This is a genomic window from Brachybacterium sp. Z12, from assembly GCF_014400405.1.
Lineage (GTDB): Bacteria > Actinomycetota > Actinomycetes > Actinomycetales > Dermabacteraceae > Brachybacterium.
The window spans coordinates 1,285,963-1,302,633 of record NZ_CP060496.1 but is presented as its reverse complement, the minus strand read 5'-3'; the positions used below and the strand labels follow the sequence as shown (position 1 = coordinate 1,302,633).

General features: G+C 72.2%; 11 protein-coding genes and 5 pseudogenes. 5 read left to right on the top strand and 11 right to left on the bottom strand.

Annotated features, from left to right (window positions below; translation table 11 throughout):
- Positions 1-47: 47 nt before the first annotated feature.
- Positions 48-470 carry a PDZ domain-containing protein gene (locus H3H54_RS06915; RefSeq protein ID WP_262426032.1) on the bottom strand — a complete coding sequence of 141 codons (423 nt, stop codon included), beginning with the start codon at positions 468-470 and terminating at the stop codon, positions 48-50.
- On the bottom strand, positions 467-898 hold the full coding sequence (locus H3H54_RS06910; RefSeq protein ID WP_262426031.1) for a hypothetical protein: 432 nt from the start codon (positions 896-898) through the stop codon (positions 467-469). The genes H3H54_RS06915 and H3H54_RS06910 overlap by 4 nt, the downstream gene beginning before the upstream one ends.
- Before the next feature lie 117 nt (positions 899-1,015).
- Between H3H54_RS06910 and H3H54_RS06905 the strand changes: the two genes are divergently transcribed.
- Positions 1,016-3,220: a zinc-dependent metalloprotease gene (locus H3H54_RS06905; protein WP_262426030.1), complete on the top strand. Its 2,205-nt coding sequence runs from the start codon at positions 1,016-1,018 to the stop codon at positions 3,218-3,220.
- Here the strand turns inward: H3H54_RS06905 and H3H54_RS06900 are convergent.
- A complete protein-coding gene (locus tag H3H54_RS06900; protein ID WP_262426029.1) occupies positions 3,175-3,789 on the bottom strand; it encodes a M48 family metallopeptidase in 615 nt (204 codons plus the stop codon). The genes H3H54_RS06905 and H3H54_RS06900 overlap by 46 nt on opposite strands.
- 536 nt (positions 3,790-4,325) lie before the next feature.
- Between H3H54_RS06900 and H3H54_RS06895 the strand changes: the two genes are divergently transcribed.
- Positions 4,326-4,484 carry a DUF5679 domain-containing protein gene (locus H3H54_RS06895; RefSeq protein WP_010551122.1) on the top strand — a complete coding sequence of 53 codons (159 nt, stop codon included), beginning with the start codon at positions 4,326-4,328 and terminating at the stop codon, positions 4,482-4,484.
- 254 nt (positions 4,485-4,738) lie between these two features.
- Here the strand turns inward: H3H54_RS06895 and H3H54_RS18775 are convergent.
- The 4 genes and pseudogenes from H3H54_RS18775 to H3H54_RS06875 all read right to left on the bottom strand — a co-directional run.
- A pseudogene (locus H3H54_RS18775) lies at positions 4,739-4,840 on the bottom strand (WhiB family transcriptional regulator); the annotation flags it as partial.
- Positions 4,841-5,210: 370 nt separating this feature from the next.
- Positions 5,211-7,343 (bottom strand): annotated as a pseudogene (locus H3H54_RS06885) (ATP-dependent DNA helicase UvrD2).
- Between the two features lie 89 nt (positions 7,344-7,432).
- On the bottom strand, positions 7,433-7,717 hold the full coding sequence (locus H3H54_RS19525) for an NUDIX domain-containing protein (RefSeq protein WP_395963738.1): 285 nt from the start codon (positions 7,715-7,717) through the stop codon (positions 7,433-7,435).
- A gap of 185 nt (positions 7,718-7,902) precedes the next feature.
- Positions 7,903-8,349: pseudogene (locus H3H54_RS06875) on the bottom strand (NUDIX-like domain-containing protein); the annotation flags it as partial.
- A gap of 306 nt (positions 8,350-8,655) precedes the next feature.
- Here H3H54_RS06875 and H3H54_RS06870 point away from each other — a divergent pair.
- Positions 8,656-9,126: pseudogene (locus H3H54_RS06870) on the top strand (phosphotransferase); the annotation flags it as partial.
- Here the strand turns inward: H3H54_RS06870 and H3H54_RS06865 are convergent.
- The 4 genes and pseudogenes from H3H54_RS06865 to H3H54_RS06850 all read right to left on the bottom strand — a co-directional run bounded on the left by H3H54_RS06865 (position 9,034) and on the right by H3H54_RS06850 (position 15,829).
- Positions 9,034-9,948 (bottom strand): PD-(D/E)XK nuclease family protein, encoded by a 915-nt coding sequence (locus H3H54_RS06865; protein WP_262426421.1) that lies wholly within the window; start codon positions 9,946-9,948, stop codon positions 9,034-9,036. The pseudogene H3H54_RS06870 and the gene H3H54_RS06865 sit on opposite strands and share 93 nt — an antisense overlap.
- A 401-nt stretch (positions 9,949-10,349) precedes the next feature.
- Positions 10,350-11,957: pseudogene (locus H3H54_RS06860) on the bottom strand (ATP-dependent helicase); the annotation flags it as partial.
- Positions 11,958-12,209: 252 nt separating this feature from the next.
- Entirely contained in the window at positions 12,210-12,659 is a 450-nt protein-coding gene (locus tag H3H54_RS06855; protein WP_262426028.1) for a UvrD-helicase domain-containing protein, read from the bottom strand.
- Entirely contained in the window at positions 12,656-15,829 is a 3,174-nt protein-coding gene (locus H3H54_RS06850; RefSeq protein ID WP_262426027.1) for a UrvD/REP family ATP-dependent DNA helicase, read from the bottom strand. The genes H3H54_RS06855 and H3H54_RS06850 overlap by 4 nt, the downstream gene beginning before the upstream one ends.
- 218 nt (positions 15,830-16,047) lie before the next feature.
- On the opposite strand from H3H54_RS06850, the gene H3H54_RS06845 reads away from it, so the two are divergent.
- Together H3H54_RS06845 and H3H54_RS06840 are read left to right on the top strand one after the other, a co-directional pair.
- Positions 16,048-16,392: a TetR/AcrR family transcriptional regulator gene (locus H3H54_RS06845; RefSeq protein WP_262426026.1), complete on the top strand. Its 345-nt coding sequence runs from the start codon at positions 16,048-16,050 to the stop codon at positions 16,390-16,392.
- Complete coding sequence (locus tag H3H54_RS06840) at positions 16,386-16,637, top strand: hypothetical protein (RefSeq protein WP_262426025.1); 252 nt, start codon at positions 16,386-16,388, stop codon at positions 16,635-16,637. Before H3H54_RS06845 ends, H3H54_RS06840 begins: the two co-directional genes overlap by 7 nt.
- The last annotated feature ends 34 nt before the right edge of the window (positions 16,638-16,671 follow it).

Below are 16,671 nucleotides of genomic sequence, written 5' to 3'. Positions count from 1 at the left end.
GCCGTCGATCGCGATGGTGCCGGTGCCGGCGATCCGGTGCCCGCCGGTCAGGGCTCCGGGGTGAGCTGGTCGTAGACGGACAGGGAGAAGATCATGCCCGCGCTGGGGCCGCCGATGTTCCCCACCGCAATCTCGACGTCCATCGGGAACTCGTAGCCCGCGGCGAGCACGACGCCCATCCGCGGTGCGCCGTCCGCCATCTCGGCGGGGACCTCGAGGTCCGTCTCGGTGCCCTCGCGGCGCACCGTCATCTGGACGTCCTCCCCCTCGGGAGTGGCCCGGATCAGCTCGCGGAAGCCTTCGACATCGGTGGCCGTCTCCCCTGCGACGGAGACGATCACGTCCCCGCCCTCGAGGGTGCCTTCGGCCGGCGCGCCCTCCTGGACCCCGGCGATCATCACCACCGGCTCGTACTCGACCTCGAGCTCGTCCAGGGCCACGGCGACCGCACCCTGCTGGGAGGTGCTCATCGCCGCGACGTTGTCCAGGGCGGTCTGCTCCCGGGTCTGGCCTCCGGGAAGACCGCCTCACGCGGGAGCACCATCTTCGAGCGGTCGAACCAGGCGGCGACCACCTCCACCGGAGTCACCCGGTACCCGGGCCCTCCGTCGACGGAGACGGTGGTCATCATCAGCGCGCCATCGGTCGGATGGGTCTCGGCACCGTCGATGACCAGGATCTCCTCGTCCTCGTACTCGCCGAGCACGTCGATCGCCGGACCGGGCCGTTCGATGACATAGGGCACGGGGAGCAGCGAACCGCCGAGGATCATCACGCACAGCAGCACCAGCGAGCCCAGGGCCAGCCCGGGGCGGGCGAGCTGCGCATCATCGATGGATCGAGCGATGAGCGTCCGTGCCCTGCGGGCGCGGGAGGGACGAGTGGGCTCTTCTGTCACTCCGACATTGTGCCCCACCCGCCCTCAGCGCCCGAGAACCTGTGTGCGTGCCTCGCAGCACGTCCCCATGCGTCGATCGGTACGCTGGTCCCGTCCCACACGCTGCTGGAGGTGGCCATGAACGACGCCCCGATCCCGGGTGGACCCGGAGACATGGACGAAGAGGCGCTCAAGCGCTTCCTGAAAGAGACCTTCGGGGACGCCCTTCCCGAGGGGGCGCTGGACGGACTGGATCTGTCGGCGCTGGCGCAGCAGGCCAACCTGCCGCAGGACCCGGCCCAGCTGCGGGCGGCCGCCGCCCAGATGCAGCACATGTTCGCTTCCCAGGGCGATGACCCCGTGAACTGGCAGATGGCCGAGGACATCGCCCGGCGCACCGCCGCCGGGCAGACAGGGATCCCCGGGTCGAAGGCGCCCATCGGGACGCCCGGTGACCCCTCACCCACCGATTCCTCGGTCGCCGAGCTGCGCCAGGCCGCACAGGTGGCCCGGCTCTGGCTGGATCCCGTCATCGCGATCGACGTGCCTGCGACCGAGCTCGGCGTCTACAGCCGCGGCACCTGGCTGCACCGCACCCTGCCGCGCTGGAAGCCGATCGTCGAGCCGGTCGCGAAGTACATGTCCGGTGCGATCGGTGAAGCGATCGCGGCGCAGCTGGGCCAGATGGGCGAGATGGGCGCGGGCATGGAGATGCCCGGCGGCGATCCCGCCGCGATGATGGAGCGCATGGGCGGGACGATGTTCGGGGTCCAGTTCGGGCAGGCCATCGGCTCCCTGGCCCGTGAAGCATCGGGCACCACGGATCTGGGCCTGCCGCTGGGGCGGGACGCGGAACCCGCGATGGTCGCTGCGAACGTCGATGACCTGATCTCCGGCCATTCACTGGATCCGGGCGCGGCACGGATCTTCCTGGCGGCCCGCGAGATCGCGCACACGGCGCTGTTCACCGCCGCCCCGTGGCTGGGCAAGGCGCTGTTCTCCGCGATCGAGGACTACTCCCGCGGGATCACCCTGGACCTCGACGCGCTGGACGAGATGGTGCGGGATCTCGACCTCTCCGACCCGGAGGCGATGCAGGCCAGGCGCCCCGAGGACATGTTCGTCTTCACCCGCCGTGCCTCGCAGGAGCGTGCCCTCGAGGAGCTCGCGACCACGCTGGCTCTGATCGAGGCCTGGGTGGATCACGTGACGACCAAGGCCCTGGAGGGGAAGCTGCCTGACCTGGAGGCCATGCGCGAGGTGCTGCGACGCCGTCGCGCCTCGGGTGGTCCCGCCGAGCAGATGCTGTCGCAGACGGTCGGCATCGAGCTGCGTCCCCGCCGTGTGCGCGAGGCCCTCTCCTGGTGGGAGAGCGTTCTGGCCACCGAGGGCGAGAGCGGCCGCGAGGCGAAGTGGGAGCATCCGGACCTGCTGCCGACGGCGGAGGTGCTCTCCGGCCGTCCGCAGGCACCGCAGCCGGCGACCTCCGGAGAGGAGGCCGAAGGGCTCGCGGAAGTCTCCCTGCCCGATGATTTCGACGCCGAGCTGGAGAAGCTGCTCGCCGGTGACGGTCAGGAGCAGGCTCCGCGGGAGGACGAGCAGGGAGGCCTGCGGCGCCCGACGGCACGGACGGTGACGCGGGCGAACATGGCGGGGATGGCGAGGGTTCCCCCGATGGCGGCGACTCCGATGGCGGCGATGGGCGCTGATCGCTCCGGGCGGGCGGCGTCGGACCTGTCCCCTGCCTTCGCCGAGCTCGATCTGGCCCGGTCCGCGGTCTCCGCGCCCGGCCTGGTCGGCGAGTACCGCGAGCTGCTGAAGCTGAACCCTCGTGCGCTGTACCGCGACGGCGGGCCGCGCCACCTCACGGCGAGCGCGATCGTGGTCGATGCGCCGGGCGATCATGTGGCGCTGGTCTGGCACCGCAAGGGCCGTTTCTGGGTGCAGCCGGGCGGTCACCTCGAGGAGGGCGAGACGAACCTCGAGCTCGCGGCCCGCCGGGAGGTATCCGAGGAGATCGGTCTCGACGGCCTCGAGACGGTGGGGCCCGGCCCCGCGGTGCTGCATCGCCATGGGCTCGATGCGGCCTTCGGGACGTGCAGCGAGCACTGGGACGTGCAGTACCTGTTCCGGGCCCCGGCACCCGCTGCAGAGCTGCCGCTCACGGTGAGCGCGGAGTCCGCTGAGGTGCGCTGGGTGCCGTGGCCCCAGCAGGGCGACGGCCCTGCCCGCAGCACCTCCGCACTGCCGGAGGGGACTGTCGAGGACCTGGCAGCCACTCTCGAGGCGCTGGCGCCCTATCTCGCGCGCTGGAGCGACGGCTCCCCCACCGGCTCCTCCTGACCGACCACGTCGTCGTCCCCCGGCGGGAGGCTCTTCGCCCAGGAGACGCCGTCGAGGAACCCCTGAGCCTTCTCGGCCTGCGGGTATTTCGCCATCAGCGCCTTGAACTCCGGGCCGTGCCCCGGCACCAGCAGATGCACCAGCTCGTGCATCATCACCGAGCGCACCACATAGTCCGGCATCCCCTGCAGCTGGTGGGAGAGACGGATGGTGCCGTCCGACGGGGTGCATGAGCCCCAGCGCTGGTTCTGCCGCGTGGACCACGTCACGGAGGACGGCTGCGCCCTGCCTGCGAGATAGGCCTCACTGACCTCCCTCGCCATCTCGAGCAGGGAGGTGTCGCTGCGCCGTGCGGGCGTGCTCCGGGCCTCCTTGGCGACCAGCTGGTCGACCATCTTCGTCACCCACTGCTTCTCCCGGCGGGCGCTGAACGTGGCCGGGATGGAGATCACGAGGTCGCCCTCGCGGCGCGTGATGGACACCGTGCGACGGCGGCGCGCGCTGCGGCGGACGAGCACACGCTCCCCGCGAGGGCCAGCGACGTGCTCATGGAGGACGAGATCACTCATGGGTCACAGCCTGGCACGTCTGATCGGCAAGAAAAGTTCATCCACATCTGTGCACTGCAGAGTGGCCGGTCAGGACGCTGTGACCGGCAGGATCGATCGTCCCTCCACAGCTGCCCCACCGTGGTGGACGGTCTGTCCACAGCAGAAGACGGGTTGTCCACATCCGGTCCCCGTCCCTTCTTTGACCCGCCCGGTCCGCAGGCGCTAAGTTTCCCTCCGTGGGACCCCGGGATAACTAGCAGGACGCACACGGGGAAGGTGCGCGTGGTGCTGAGCGCCCCCGGGGTCCCACGGCCCTCCCAGGCCTCACGATGCCTTCGGGGCCTCCGATGTCGGCTCGTCGTGCGCACTTCCTCGGCTCTTCGCAGAGCCCCCTCTGACCCGAAGCGCGCGACGGGCCGCCCCGATCGGGCCACGCACCACCCCTCCTGATTCGTTCAGCGCGTTCCCGCGCCGTTACAGTGGATCGGTCCGGACTTGGCGGCGAGAGCTGCTCGCCCGGGACGTTCACCATCGACAAGCAACGAGGAGCGGATATGGCCGACGAGACCTATGCCGGAGAGTTCTACTGCGTCAAGTGCCGTGAGAAGCGGGAGGCCGAGGGCAACGTCGTCGTCTCCAACGGCCGCCGCATGGCCAAGGCCGTGTGCCCGGAGTGCGGTACCAAGCTGAACCGGATCCTCGGCAAGGCCTGAGCTAAGCACGAGCGCCCGGGGATCAGGCGATCTGATCCACGTACTGCCACGAGGGGCGGGGCACCGACACGGTGCCCCGCCCCTCGTGCGTCTCCGGATGGGTGGACAGGCCGCTCATGCCGCGTCCTGCGCCTGGTTCTTCCGGGGCGGCCCCGGCCGCGCTTGACGGCGATGATGCGGCCAGCGTCGAAGATCGCACCGCCCCACACGCCCCAGGGCTCCGCCCGGTCGAGGGCGCCCTGCCGGCACTCCTCGACGAGGGGGCAGCCGGCGCACAGGCTCTTGGCCTGTTCGAGGTCGGCGGGCCGCTCAGAGAAGTAGAGGTCGGCGGCGTCCGTGTCATGGCACGGCAACATGCTCGCGGAAGCGTCCGCGGGGTTCAGGAAAGTGGTCAGAAGAGTAGTCATCGTCTCGCTGCTTCGAAGTCCGTCGGGAGGGACGTGCCCGTAAGGGGCGGGGGTGCGGCGGCGGTGCCGCACCGGCAGCGAGGGAAGGCCTCGTCAGCTCAGGCTGGACACCGCGGGGGCATTGCCCCGTTCGCGCTGCAGAAGGGAGGGCGCGCCTGTGGGGCGCTGGCCTTCTCCTGCGAGATTCCAAGTGCTGAACATTGAGGCCACCCCCTTTCGTAAGCGCGCGTCCCGGTGTCCCGGACCACGACGTGGACGATTGACGTTGATGACTCTACACGTCCCTACGGAAGTGCAAAAGTATTTTTGACCTGCGGTTTCAGCTCTTCCCGTGCTGACCGCCGAGTAGCTCGAGCAGCTCCGCACCAAAGCTTGCGACCTTGCCGGGGCCGATGCCCGGAACCTCGAGCAGCTCCTGCTCGGTGCGAGGGCCGCGTTCAGCGACAGCTTCGAGGGCGGCGTCGGTGAGGATCGCGTAGGGCGGGGCGCCGCGGCGGCGGGCCTCGTCGCGGCGCCAGCTGCGCAGGGCGGCGAGGAGCCCTTCCCCAGCGGGCGAAGGACAGCCATCATGCCGGCCGCGGCGCTGCTCCTTCGGGGTGACGAGGCCCTGCCCGCACACCCGGCACTCCGCGAAGACTGTGGCGGTGCGACGTCCGGTGCGGCGCGCCTCGGCGCCGGCGCCGGATCTGGGTGCATCAGGGTGCTCGAGTGCGCCGTCGAGGAATCGTGAGGCCCTGCGCGAGCCTCGAGCCCCGGGGGTGCGTGCGGAGGACCAGCTCACCGTGAGCAGGTCCCGTGCACGGGTGAGCGCGACGTAGAACAGCCGCCGCTCCTCCTCGACCTCGGCGGGGGTCTTCGCCATCGAGATGGGGAGCAGCCCGTCGCTGGCCCCGACCACGAACACCACCGGCCATTCCAGGCCCTTGGCGGCGTGCACGGACGCCAGGGTCACGCCATCGACGACAGGTGCCGCCTGCGACTCCGCCCGTTCTTCGAGCTCCCTCACCACGTCCGCCATGGTCGCGCCGGGACGGGTGGTGACGGTGTCCGTGAGGCCCACCAGGGCGTTCAGCGAGTCCCAGCGTTCCCGGACGGCGCCGGTGGTCTCCGGCGCCCTGCGGCGACCATCCCTGCTGGGAGAGCACGTCGCGCACAGCACGCGCCGGGTCGATCTGGTCGACGCGGGTGGCGGCGCGCAGGGAGACCATCGCGCGGCGCACCTCCTGGCGTTCGAAGAAGCGGTCCCCTCCGCGCACCAGATACCCGATGCCGCGGTAGGTCAGCGCCTGCTCGAAGGCCTCGGACTGGCTGTTGGTGCGGAACAGGATCGCGATGTCCGATGCGGGCCGGCCCTCCGCGACCAGGGCGTCGATGCGCTCGGCGATGCCGTCGGCCTCGGCGGGGTCGTCTGGGAAGGATTCGACGGGGGCGGCGGCCCGGTCTCGCGCTGGGAGATAAGGGTGAGGCGCGAGTCCCGGGTGCGGCCCTGAGCACCGTCCAGGACGGTGTTGGCCAGCCTCACGATCTCGGGGGTGGAGCGGTAGTTCCGTTCGAGGCGAATGGTGCGGGCGCGCTTGAACTCCTTGCGGAAGTCGAGCAGGTAGGAGGCTCGGGCGCCGGCGAAGGTGTAGATGGTCTGGGCAGCGTCGCCGACGACGCAGAGGTCGTCCGAGGTGCCCAGCCACAGCCGCAGCAGGGCGTGCTGGAGCGCGGAGACGTCCTGGTACTCGTCGACGACGAAGTGCTTGTACTGGCCGCGCACCTCGCGGGCGACGTCGGCCCGCTCGGTGAGGAAGCCGACCAGGTGCAGCAGCACGTCCTCGAAGTCGATCACGCCGCGCTCCTTCTTCACCTCCTCATACTGGGTGAGGATGCGCGAGATGGAGCGGGCGTCGAAGCCCGCCACTCCCGGCCGCCGGGTCTGCTGGGCGGCCTCCGGATAGGACTCAGGGGTGAGCATCGAGACCCGCGACCACTCGACCTCGGCGACGATGTCCCGCAGCGCGGCGCGATCCACGCTCAGGTGCAGGCGCTGACAGGCCTCGCCGACGCCGGCGAACTTGTTCGGCAGCAGATCGGGCATCGCGCCTCCCACCACGCGCGGCCAGAAATGGCGCAGCTGCCGCAGGGCGGCGGAGTGGAAGGTGCGGGCCTGCACCGCGGGCACGCCGAGATCCCGCAGCCGCGAGCGCATCTCGGCGGCGGCCTTCGCGGTGAAGGTCACGGCGAGCACGTGGCGCGGGTTCAGCTGCCCGGTGGCGACGCCGTAGGCGATGCGGTGGGTGATCGCACGCGTTTTGCCCGTGCCGGCGCCGGCGAGCACGCAGATCGGGCTGCCGAAGCTGCTGGCCACCTCGCGTTGCTCGGGATCGAGCGCTGCGAGCAGGGCCTCTGCATCGGTGGGTGCGGAGGCGGCGGCCTCGGCTGCGGGATCAGTGGAGTGAGCGGTCATCACTGTTCATCCTGCCAGGACGGTGTGACGTCCCGCAGGGTGCTGTGGACGGCGGGTGCCTCACACCTCAACACTCCGCCCCCGCCTCCTCACCGCTCGGCGGAGCGCCCGTACCAGTCGTCGATGAGCGCACGGCCCATCGAGGCTGCTCCGGGCAGCTCGATCTCTTCCGCCTCGAGAGCGGCGCCGAGCTCCTCACGGGTGAACCAGCGCGCTTCGGCGATCTCCTCGTCCTGGAGGGTGAGCTCATCCGCTCCAGGTGCCCAGGCCCGGTATCCGAGCATGAGCGAGCGGGGGAAGGGCCAGGGCTGGCTGCCCACGTACTCGACCTCTTCCACGGTGATGCCGACCTCCTCGCCGACCTCACGCGCCACCGCGTTCTCGAGGCTCTCCCCGGTTCCACGAACCCGGCCAGCACCGAGTGGAACCCGGCGGGGAAGTGGGCGTTGCGGGCCAGCAGCAGCCGGTCCTTCCCATCGCGCACCGCCATGATCACCGCGGCATCGGTGCGGGGGAACTGCTCGATGCCGTCCTCGGGGCAGCGCAGCACCCAGCCCGCCATCTCCGCCTCCAGCACCGCTCCGCACTGGGGGCAGTGGCGCATCGACCGGTGCCAGAAGCCCATCGCGACGGCCGCGGCCGCGAGGTCGGCGTCGCGCTCGTGCAGGCGATCGGCGACCCGCCGCAGATCCCGCAGATCCCGCCCGGGATCGTCGAGCTCGGCGCTCGGCTCGGGCACCTCGACCGCCAGCACCCGGTACCCCTCGCGCCTGCCCAGCAGCACCAGCGGCTGCAGGGTCCCGCCGCGCGGATCCTCCGTCTCCAGCACGGCGTGCAGGGTGCCGTCCTCGTCCTCGCGCAGGGCGACCGCTCCTGCTCTGCTGACCAGGTAGCGGGCATCGTCCCCCGGGGCGAGGATCCCCTCGTCGCCGCGCAGCAGGGCGTCACGGTCGGAGCCGAGGAGAGTCAGAGGGGTGCTGAGGTGGGGACCACGGAGTTTCGCCATGCTCCGAGCCTACGTGGAGCGAGCCCCTCGGCCGGGTACGGTGGACGCGTGCATCGCAACTCCTATTCCCTGGCTGCCCTCGCCGCGGCGGCGGTCCCCGGGCTGATCCCGGTGAGGACCATGCCGATCGCCACCCCGTCGAGGATCTCGACGTCGCCGGCATCGTGAGCGAGGATGGCCGGCGGGTGATGGTCCTCTCCCCGCCACGACCGCCTCCGGGATCCGTCTCGAGCGTGATCTCAAGGTGGCTGATGCTCTCGCAGGCACCCCGCTGCGCAGCGTGATCCCGCCGGTGCTCGGGTTCGTGAAGCTCTCCGAGGGCGGGCGCTGCGCGGTCACCGAGGCCCCCGCCGGCAGCCCGCTGATGCTGGACGCGCTGAACGGGAGCGCAGATCTCGCCCGGTCGCTGGGCCAGGCGCTGGCGCGCATCCACACCGTCCCCCGTTATGCCGCCGAGGCGGCCGGGGTCGAGTCCTTCACCCCGAGGTGCTGCACGCCGAGCATCGTGCACGGATCGACACGGCCAAGGCGGGCGGGCATCTCCCGGCCGCCGTCGCCCAGCGCTGGGACGCGCTGCTCGACGACGCGGAGCTGTGGGACTTCACGCCCCAGTTCGTGCACGGCGACCTCTCGGAGGAGAGCCTGTTCATGTCCGGCCACCGGGTCAGCGCGCTGCGTGACTGGTCATCGTCGAAGGTCGCTGATCCCGCTTCGGACCTGGCCTGGCTGATCTCCTCGCTGGACCCGGAGCAGTTCGATGAGCTCTACGGCGCGTACCGCGAGGAGCTGCCCACCTCGACACATCCCCGGCTGATGGAGCGTGCCCAGGCGCTGGGCGAGTTCGCGGTCGCCGAGTGGCTCGCCCACGGCCTGGCGACCCAGGATGAGGAGATCGTCGCCGACGCCCGCGGGATGATCGCCGATCTCGATGCAGACCTCGCCCAGCTCGCCCGCGACGAGGCCGAACGGGCCTACGAGGAGATGAACCCCCGCGAGGACGGCTGAGTCCCTGCCGGTCTCACTCCCCGAGAGCATCTGCGCGATCTTCTCGCGTGAGGGGTGACGGCGCACCTCGTGGGTGACCCCGTCGGCCACGAAGTGGAAGGCGGTGCGGATCCGCGCGAGTGGCAGCCCTGTCAGCTCGTGCCAGGCCAGGCGGTAGAGCGAGAGCTGGAGCGCGCGTTCGCGCAGCTGGGCGGGGCGCGGGACCCGGCCGGTCTTCCAGTCCACGATCATCACGCCCTGGGTGCCGTCAGTCCCCTCGGGGTCGGCGAAGACGGCGTCGATGATGCCCCGCACCGCGATCTCCCCGATCCGGGTGTGGACCGGCTGCTCGACGGCGAGCGGTGAACGGTCAGCCCATTCAGACGCCGTGAAGGCATCTCGCAGGCTCCGATCGTCGGCCCCCGGGCCCTCCTCCTGATCCTCCGCGTCCTCCAGGTCCAGGAGGTCCTCGAGGTCCAGCAGCGTCGCGCTGTCGTAGCGGGACTCGAGCCAGGCGTGGAATGCGGTGCCCCGGGCGGCGGCCGGTGAGGGGCGGCGCGGCAGCGGGCGCAGGAGATCGATCGCAGCGGCCTGGGGGTCCTTGGCCTGGTGCACCACCTGGGATGCGGAGAGCCTGGGCGGTGAGTGGACGAGCGGCGGGGCCGCCTGCTGCTCGAGGTCGGCCACGGCTCTGCGCACCAGCTCGGCGAGCTGCGGATCGGCGGGCTCCTCGCCCTCCTGCTCTGCGGCTGCGGCGAGGAGAGCGGCGGCGCGAGCGCGGGTCTGCTCCTGCTCCCCGGGGGCCGGTGGCCACTGCGCCTGGGGCCGTTCGCTCTCCAGGGGTTGCGCTCCGGGACGTCCTGCACGGTGCGGAAACGTTCGGGCACCAGGTCCCCCACCTCGGTGAGGTACCGCGAGCGGGGGCGGGCGGAGCTCAGCCCGCTGCGCCAGGCGGCGGAGGTGAGCAGCAGGCGCCGCCGTGCGCGCGTCACCGCGACGTACATCAGTCGGCGGTCCTCCCGCAGCGACTCCTCGCCCTGTGCGAAGCGGAAGTCCTCGATCAGGCCTTCGGCGTCGACCTGGGTGTCGGCCTCGGCCCAGGCGAGCTCCGGGAGGGTGTCCGCATCGCCGCGGAGCGCGGTGGGCACGGAGGCGGAGGCGAGCTTGCCCAGCCAGCCATCCCCGGGCACCCGCACCCGGCCCGCCTCATCGGTCTTCGCCCGCCGCAGGTCGTAGGAGGGGACGGTGCCCTCGGTGAGACCGGCGACCGCGACCAGATCCCATTCCAGGCCCTTGGCCGAGTGCATGGTGACGATGGTGACCGCAGCCGGGTCGTGGGCGGTCTCGGGGGCGGCGGTGACGGCGAGCCCGGCCTCCTCGTCCTCGCTGATCTCGAGCAGGTCCAGGTATGCGCCGAGCCCGCCGCGGCGGGCGGTGCGGTCGAAGGAGGCGGCGTGGTCGCGGAAGGCCTCGAGATCGGCCAGTGCGCGGGAGCCGGGCTCGGACTCCAGCAGTGTGAGGTCGACGTCGAGCAGCCGTGTCGCGGCGGTCACGAGATCGGGCAGCGGCAGCGGCAGCAGGCGGCGCATCTCGCGCAGGATCTGCTGGATCTGGAGCAGTCTGTCCCGGCCGACGGCGGACAGCGATCGGCCGGAGGGGTCGGTCCAGTCCGCGGGTGGGAGATCGTCGACCGCATCCACCAGGGAGACGGACTCCGCTTCGTCCTGGCCGCCCGGTGCCTCGCCCTGGCGGCGCAGCCGGGAGCCCATCCGGTCTCGCCAGCGGCCGAGCACTGCGAGGTCCCGGGCACCGATCCGGAAGCGGGGACCGGTCAGCAGACGCATCAGTGCGTCTCCGCGCCCGGGGTCGTGGGCGCATTCCAGCACCGCTCGGACATCAGCGACCTCGGGACGGTGCAGGAGCCCGCCCAGTCCCACCACCTCGGCCGTGAGCCCCTGCTGTTCGAGACCCTCCACCAGTGCGGGGATCTGCCGGCGGGCGCGCACCAGCACCGCGGCGGAGGCGGGAGGCTCGTCCTCGGCGCCTTCGGCGCGCCGGTCCAGGATCCAGCGGCCGATCGCCTGGGCCTCGGCACGCTCATCGGCTGCCTCGACGATCTCGCAGGCTCCTTCCCCTGCCCCGGGCCTGGCGTGCAGCTCGGGGATGGTCAGGCCCGCATCGGCGTGGCGCAGCGGGGCGGCCAGTCGGTTCGCGACCGCGAGGACCGCTTCATCATTGCGCCAGGAGGTGGACAGGCTGCATTCCAGGACAGGCTGCTCGCGGGTGGCGAAGGATGCCGCGAACCCGGCCAGGGAGGCGGCCGAGGCGCCGCGCCAGCCGTAGATCGCCTGCTGTGGATCGCCGACGGCGCACGCGGCATGGCCGGGCCCGAAGAGGTCCGTGAGCATCTGCAGCTGCGCCACGGAGGTGTCCTGGAACTCGTCGAGCAGGACCACCTTGTGCATCCGGCGGGCCAGGGCGCCCGCGGCCGGCACCTCCGAGGCCACTCGGGCGGCGAGAGAGACCTGATCCGCGAAGTCGAGGGCGGAGGCCTCGGTGCGGATCTGCGCGAACTGCTCCAGCAACGGGATCAGCGCCAGCCGCGATTCGAGGGCCCCGAGCACGGAGGCCACGGCCTTCGGCGTGGTGCGGCGACGTCCCTCGACCTGCAGCAGGGATTCCGGAGAGGTGGGCGTGGATCTGCTGCAGGTGCGCGGTGAGCTGCGCGGGCGTGGCCAGGTGGTCGGCGAGCGAGGAGGTCAGCGAGAGCAGCGCGGCGGTGAGAGTCGCCGGGGAGGCCTCGAGGTCCAGGGAGTCGTCCCATCCCTCGATGATCTCGTGGGCGAGCTGCCAGGAGGCGGAGGTGGACATCATCGTCAGCTCGGGATCGATGCCGACGGCGAGCGCGTGCTCGCGCACCAGGTCGAGGGCGAAGCCGTTGTAGGTGTGGACGACGGGTCGCTGACCCACCAGGTCATCACCGCCGCGCTCGAGCCCGGCGGGCAGCGGGAGCCCCTCGGCGCGCAGCGCTCCGGCGAGGAGGCCAGGCGTGCGGAGATCCGCTCGGCGAGCTCGTGCGCCGCCTTGCGGGTGAAGGTCAGGCCCAGCACCTGCCGGGGCTCGACGATCCCGTTGGCGATCAGCCACACCACGCGCGAGGCCATGGTCTCGGTCTTGCCGGAGCCTGCCCCGGCGACCACCAGCATCGGCGCGAGCGGCGCCTCGATGACGCGGGTCTGTTCGGTGGTGGGCGGGGGCTGCTCGAGCAAGGCCGCGAGATGCGCGGCGGAATGGAGGTGGCGATCGGCGGGCTGGGGCGTGGTCACAGCTGCTCTCCTTCGGGCTGCAGAGGGCAGCTGCTGCGCACGGCGCAATGGGTGCAATGGGTGTTCACGCGAGCTGTGACCTGGTCACCGGCCACGTCGCGGGAGACCTGCTGGACGAGGTCGTCGAACCAGCCAGGGTCCTCGGCGCGCGGCAGGGCGGTCTGGGTGCGCACGGCGGCCTTCTTCCCGCCGGTGCCGACGTAGACCAGCTGGGCGCCGTTGAGGCGTTCCGGGGCATCTTCGCCGAGCACCTCTGCGAGGGCCCCCTCGCGCACGGCGGCCTGGTAGGCGGCCAGCTGCAGGTCCTCCTCGGCCTTGGCCGCCGTCTTCGCCGCGCGGCCGGATTTGAGATCAACCACCCGCAGACCGGTCGTATCCCCCTCGATGCGGTCGATGCTGCCGCGCAGCTGCACCCGGCCGAGCTCCACCTCGAAGGGCGCCTCGATCGCGAGCGGTTCTCCCGCGGTGCGCAGGTGCTCGGCGAGGAGGCGAGCGGCGTCCTCCGCGCGACGCACCCGGCGACGGCCGGACCAGGTCTCGGTCCCGGGCACGGTGCGCAGCAGGGTGTGCAGCTCGTCGAGCAGATCCGTCCCTTCTTCGGGGCCGCGGGGATGGACCTGGGCGAGATGGTGGAGGGCGGTGCCGATCAGCTGGGCCGGTCCGCCGGAGCGGGTGCCACCGGCGCGCTCCATCAGCCAGGACTGCGGGCAGTCCACGGCCCGCTCGAGGGCCGAGGGGGACAGCTGGATCGGTGCCCCGTCCTCGTGGAGCGGCTCCGTGGAGCTCGGTTCCTGGTGGTACCAGCGCCTGGGATCGGTGCCGGGGGCCCCGGCACGGCCGAGCGCCGTGAGGGCGAGAGCGGCGTCGCGCACGTCCTCCGGACCCTCCTCCTGCAGCCGGCGGCGCAGGGCTGCGACCAGGCGGCGCGCGTCGGGCGCGGGCCCGGGGTCGCGACGCAGGATCTCGGCGTCGATCCACGGATCTGCGACCAGCACCTCGAGGGCGTCGAAGAGCGCGGAGGGCTCGTTCTGATCATCCTCCACCGCGGTGACCAGCACCCGGGAGCGAGCGCGGGCGAGAGCGCTGACGGCCAGGCGCAGCTCGTCGGCGACCACCTGTTCTCTCTGCATCGCGCGCAGCGCCTCGGGCTCCACCGGGAACTCGGCACCGCGGCGAGCCCCGGCCCACAGCGACAGCTCCGCGGCGCCGAAGAGGGTCGAACGCAGGCGCAGATCCGGCCAGGCGCCCTCCTGCAGGCGCGCGAGCACCACGGTGTCGCGATGCTCCCCGGCGAGCTGGGCGGGGGTCAGCACGGCGATGCGGCCACGGGCAGCGGCGGCCGGGGCGAGGGTGTCCTCGACCACGGCCTGACCTCGGACCTGCTCGATGAGGTCCTCCGCGCCGGCGCCGGGGCGGCGGTCGGTGAGCCGCTCGGCGGCGGCGAACAGCTCGAGCAGGGCGTCGAGCCGGGAGGAGGCGAGGCGTGAGCGCGCCCCGTCGACATCCCCGACGTCGCCGAGTGCTGCGCGCCGCCATCCGCCGGCGAGGCCGGCGGCGTCCCAGGCGTGCCACAGCACCTGCTGGGCGTCGGTCTCCCGGTGCTGGCGCACCGCGCGGATCATCTCCCGGAGGCGATGCACGGGGGCGGCGGCGCGATCCCTGGCCTCGGGCGCCGGCAGCCCCGGCACCTCGGCATCGACCAGGGCCCGGGCGAGCAGCTGCTCGCTGGTGGTCTCGCTGTCCGGCTCGGCGGCACGGTGCGCGGCCAGCAGCAGGCGCCGGATGCGGCGCAGGCGGAGCGTGTCGGCGTCACCGAAGGGACCGCGCAGCAGGTCACCGGCCACCCTCGCCTCGAGCGGCGACTCCTCGGGGGCGAGGCCGATCTCGAGGATGGTCATCAGGTCAGCGACCGCGGGGACCTCGCGCAGCGGCTGGGGACGGCGCGGCGCACGCACCGGCAGGCCGGTGCGGGAGAGCAGATCGGCGACGTCGGCCACGGCCGCCCCGGAGCGGCACACCACCGCCATCTCGTCGTAGGGGATGTCCTCGCGATGGTGGAGGTCCCGCAGCGCGGAGCCGATCAGGCGCGCCTCGTCCAACGGGTCACGCGCCCGCAGCGCGACCAGTCCTCCGCGCTCGATGCTGCGCGGGCGCCTCGACCGCGCTGGAGCGCCCGCCAGCGGGAGCCTGCCCCGCAGCGCGTCGACCGCGGCGGTCAGCCCCGCCCCCTGTGCATGCGTGCCCTCCAACACGATCTCGCTCAGCGGCCGGGAGAGCACCTCCCGCAGGCGGTCGCCGGAATCCGGGAGAGCTCCGCGGAAGGTGTCCACCGCGGCGTCCGGGCAGCTGCATATCAGCACCTTCGCCCCGGCCGAGGCGAGGGCTGCGACCAGGTCGATACCGGCGGCGGTGAGGTCCTGGGCGTCGTCGACCACGACCGCGCGGAAGGGCAGCGGGGTCAGCGGATCCGCGAGCAGCCTTGAGGCGCGGCGCACGAGCGCGCCGGAGTCGAGGCGGGGGCCGGCATCGAGTGCGGCAGAGGCCTCGAGGTCGAGCACGCCGAGGTAGTCCCGCAGCAGGGCGGCGGCATCCTGCCAGGCCGGCCGACCCCGTCGGCGCCCGAGGGCGTCGAGCTCGGTGGGGGTCAGACCGAGCTCGGTCGCCCGGGTGATGAGGTCTCGCAGCTCGGTGCGGAACCCGGGCAGGGTGCGGGCCCCCGGATCGACATCCAGGTGCCAGGTCTCGCGCATCGCGATCAGCTCGGCCAGCAGTGCGTCCTGCTCGGCGCCGGTGACCAGGGTCGGCTCGCCCTGCCCTCGGCGGAGCGCCTCGGCGCGGATGATCGCGTGACCGAGGGCCGGCGGGGTCATCGCGCGGGCCTGACCCTCGCCGTGCACGGCGAGCGCATCGCGCAGCCGGCCGGCAGAGGTGCGCCGGGGCGCCAGCAGCAGGGCCCCCTCGCCGCTCAGCTCGGCCGCGGCCAGCGCGAGGGCGGTGCGCCCGGTGCCCGGGCCGCCGTGCACGAGGACGTCGCCCCCGCCCAGGAAGATCTCCATCGCGCGCCGCTGCTCCGGATCCAGCGCCTGCTCCTCGAGGACAGCGGGCAGGGCCGCCAGATCGGGTCCGAGCAGTCGGATCCCCTCACCCGTGATCCTGCCCGTCCGTCGCATGCCCCCATTCCACCTCACCGGCCTGACAGACGTCCTCGCCGTCGCGGCGCCGGGACGGCGGTAGAGTGGCCGGGATCACGAGGAACCGGAAAGATTCCCCCGCGGTGCTCTCCTCCCGCTGTCGTCCTATTCGGAGGCTCACGCCATGACCACGTCCCCCACGGCCAGGATGCCGCGCGCAGCGGCGGCGCACCCAGCTGCTCGAACTCGCCACGCGAGTGTTCACCGACAAGGGGTTCCAGTCCACCTCGATGGATGACATCGCCGCTGCGGCCGGTGTCACCAAGCCCGTCCTCTATCAGCACTTCGACTCCAAAGAGTCGCTGTACGTCGAGGTGCTCGACATCATCGCGGAATCGATGCTCGCCGAGGTGCGGGCCCTGGGCGATCACGAGGGCGACACCACCTCCCGTGTCCGCAGCGGTCTGCATCGCTTCTACCAGTTCGTGGCGCTGGACAACTCGCTGCGTCTGTTCACCGGCCACGAGGTGATCTCGGAGGCCGTCCAGGAGCGCGTCGGCGAGGTGCTGGACCGGCTGGCCATCGAGCTGGCGGGGTGCTGACCGCCTCCCGGCAGGTCAGCACCGAGCAGTCCCGGGCGCTGGGGCGGGCGTTCATCGCCGTCACCCAGACCACGGCGCAGCTGCTGCACGGTGCGGCGGACGAGGCCGAGCGCGAGTCGACCCTCGACACGATGACCACCACGATGGTGCACGGGCTGACGGGTTTCGCGCCGTTGGAGAACCCGCGGATCTCCGGTGTTGTGCTCGGGGCGGACACCGAGCCCTCGTCCTCCGCTGACGCGTAGACTTCCAGCGGCACAGCAACGAGCGTTCCCGCCC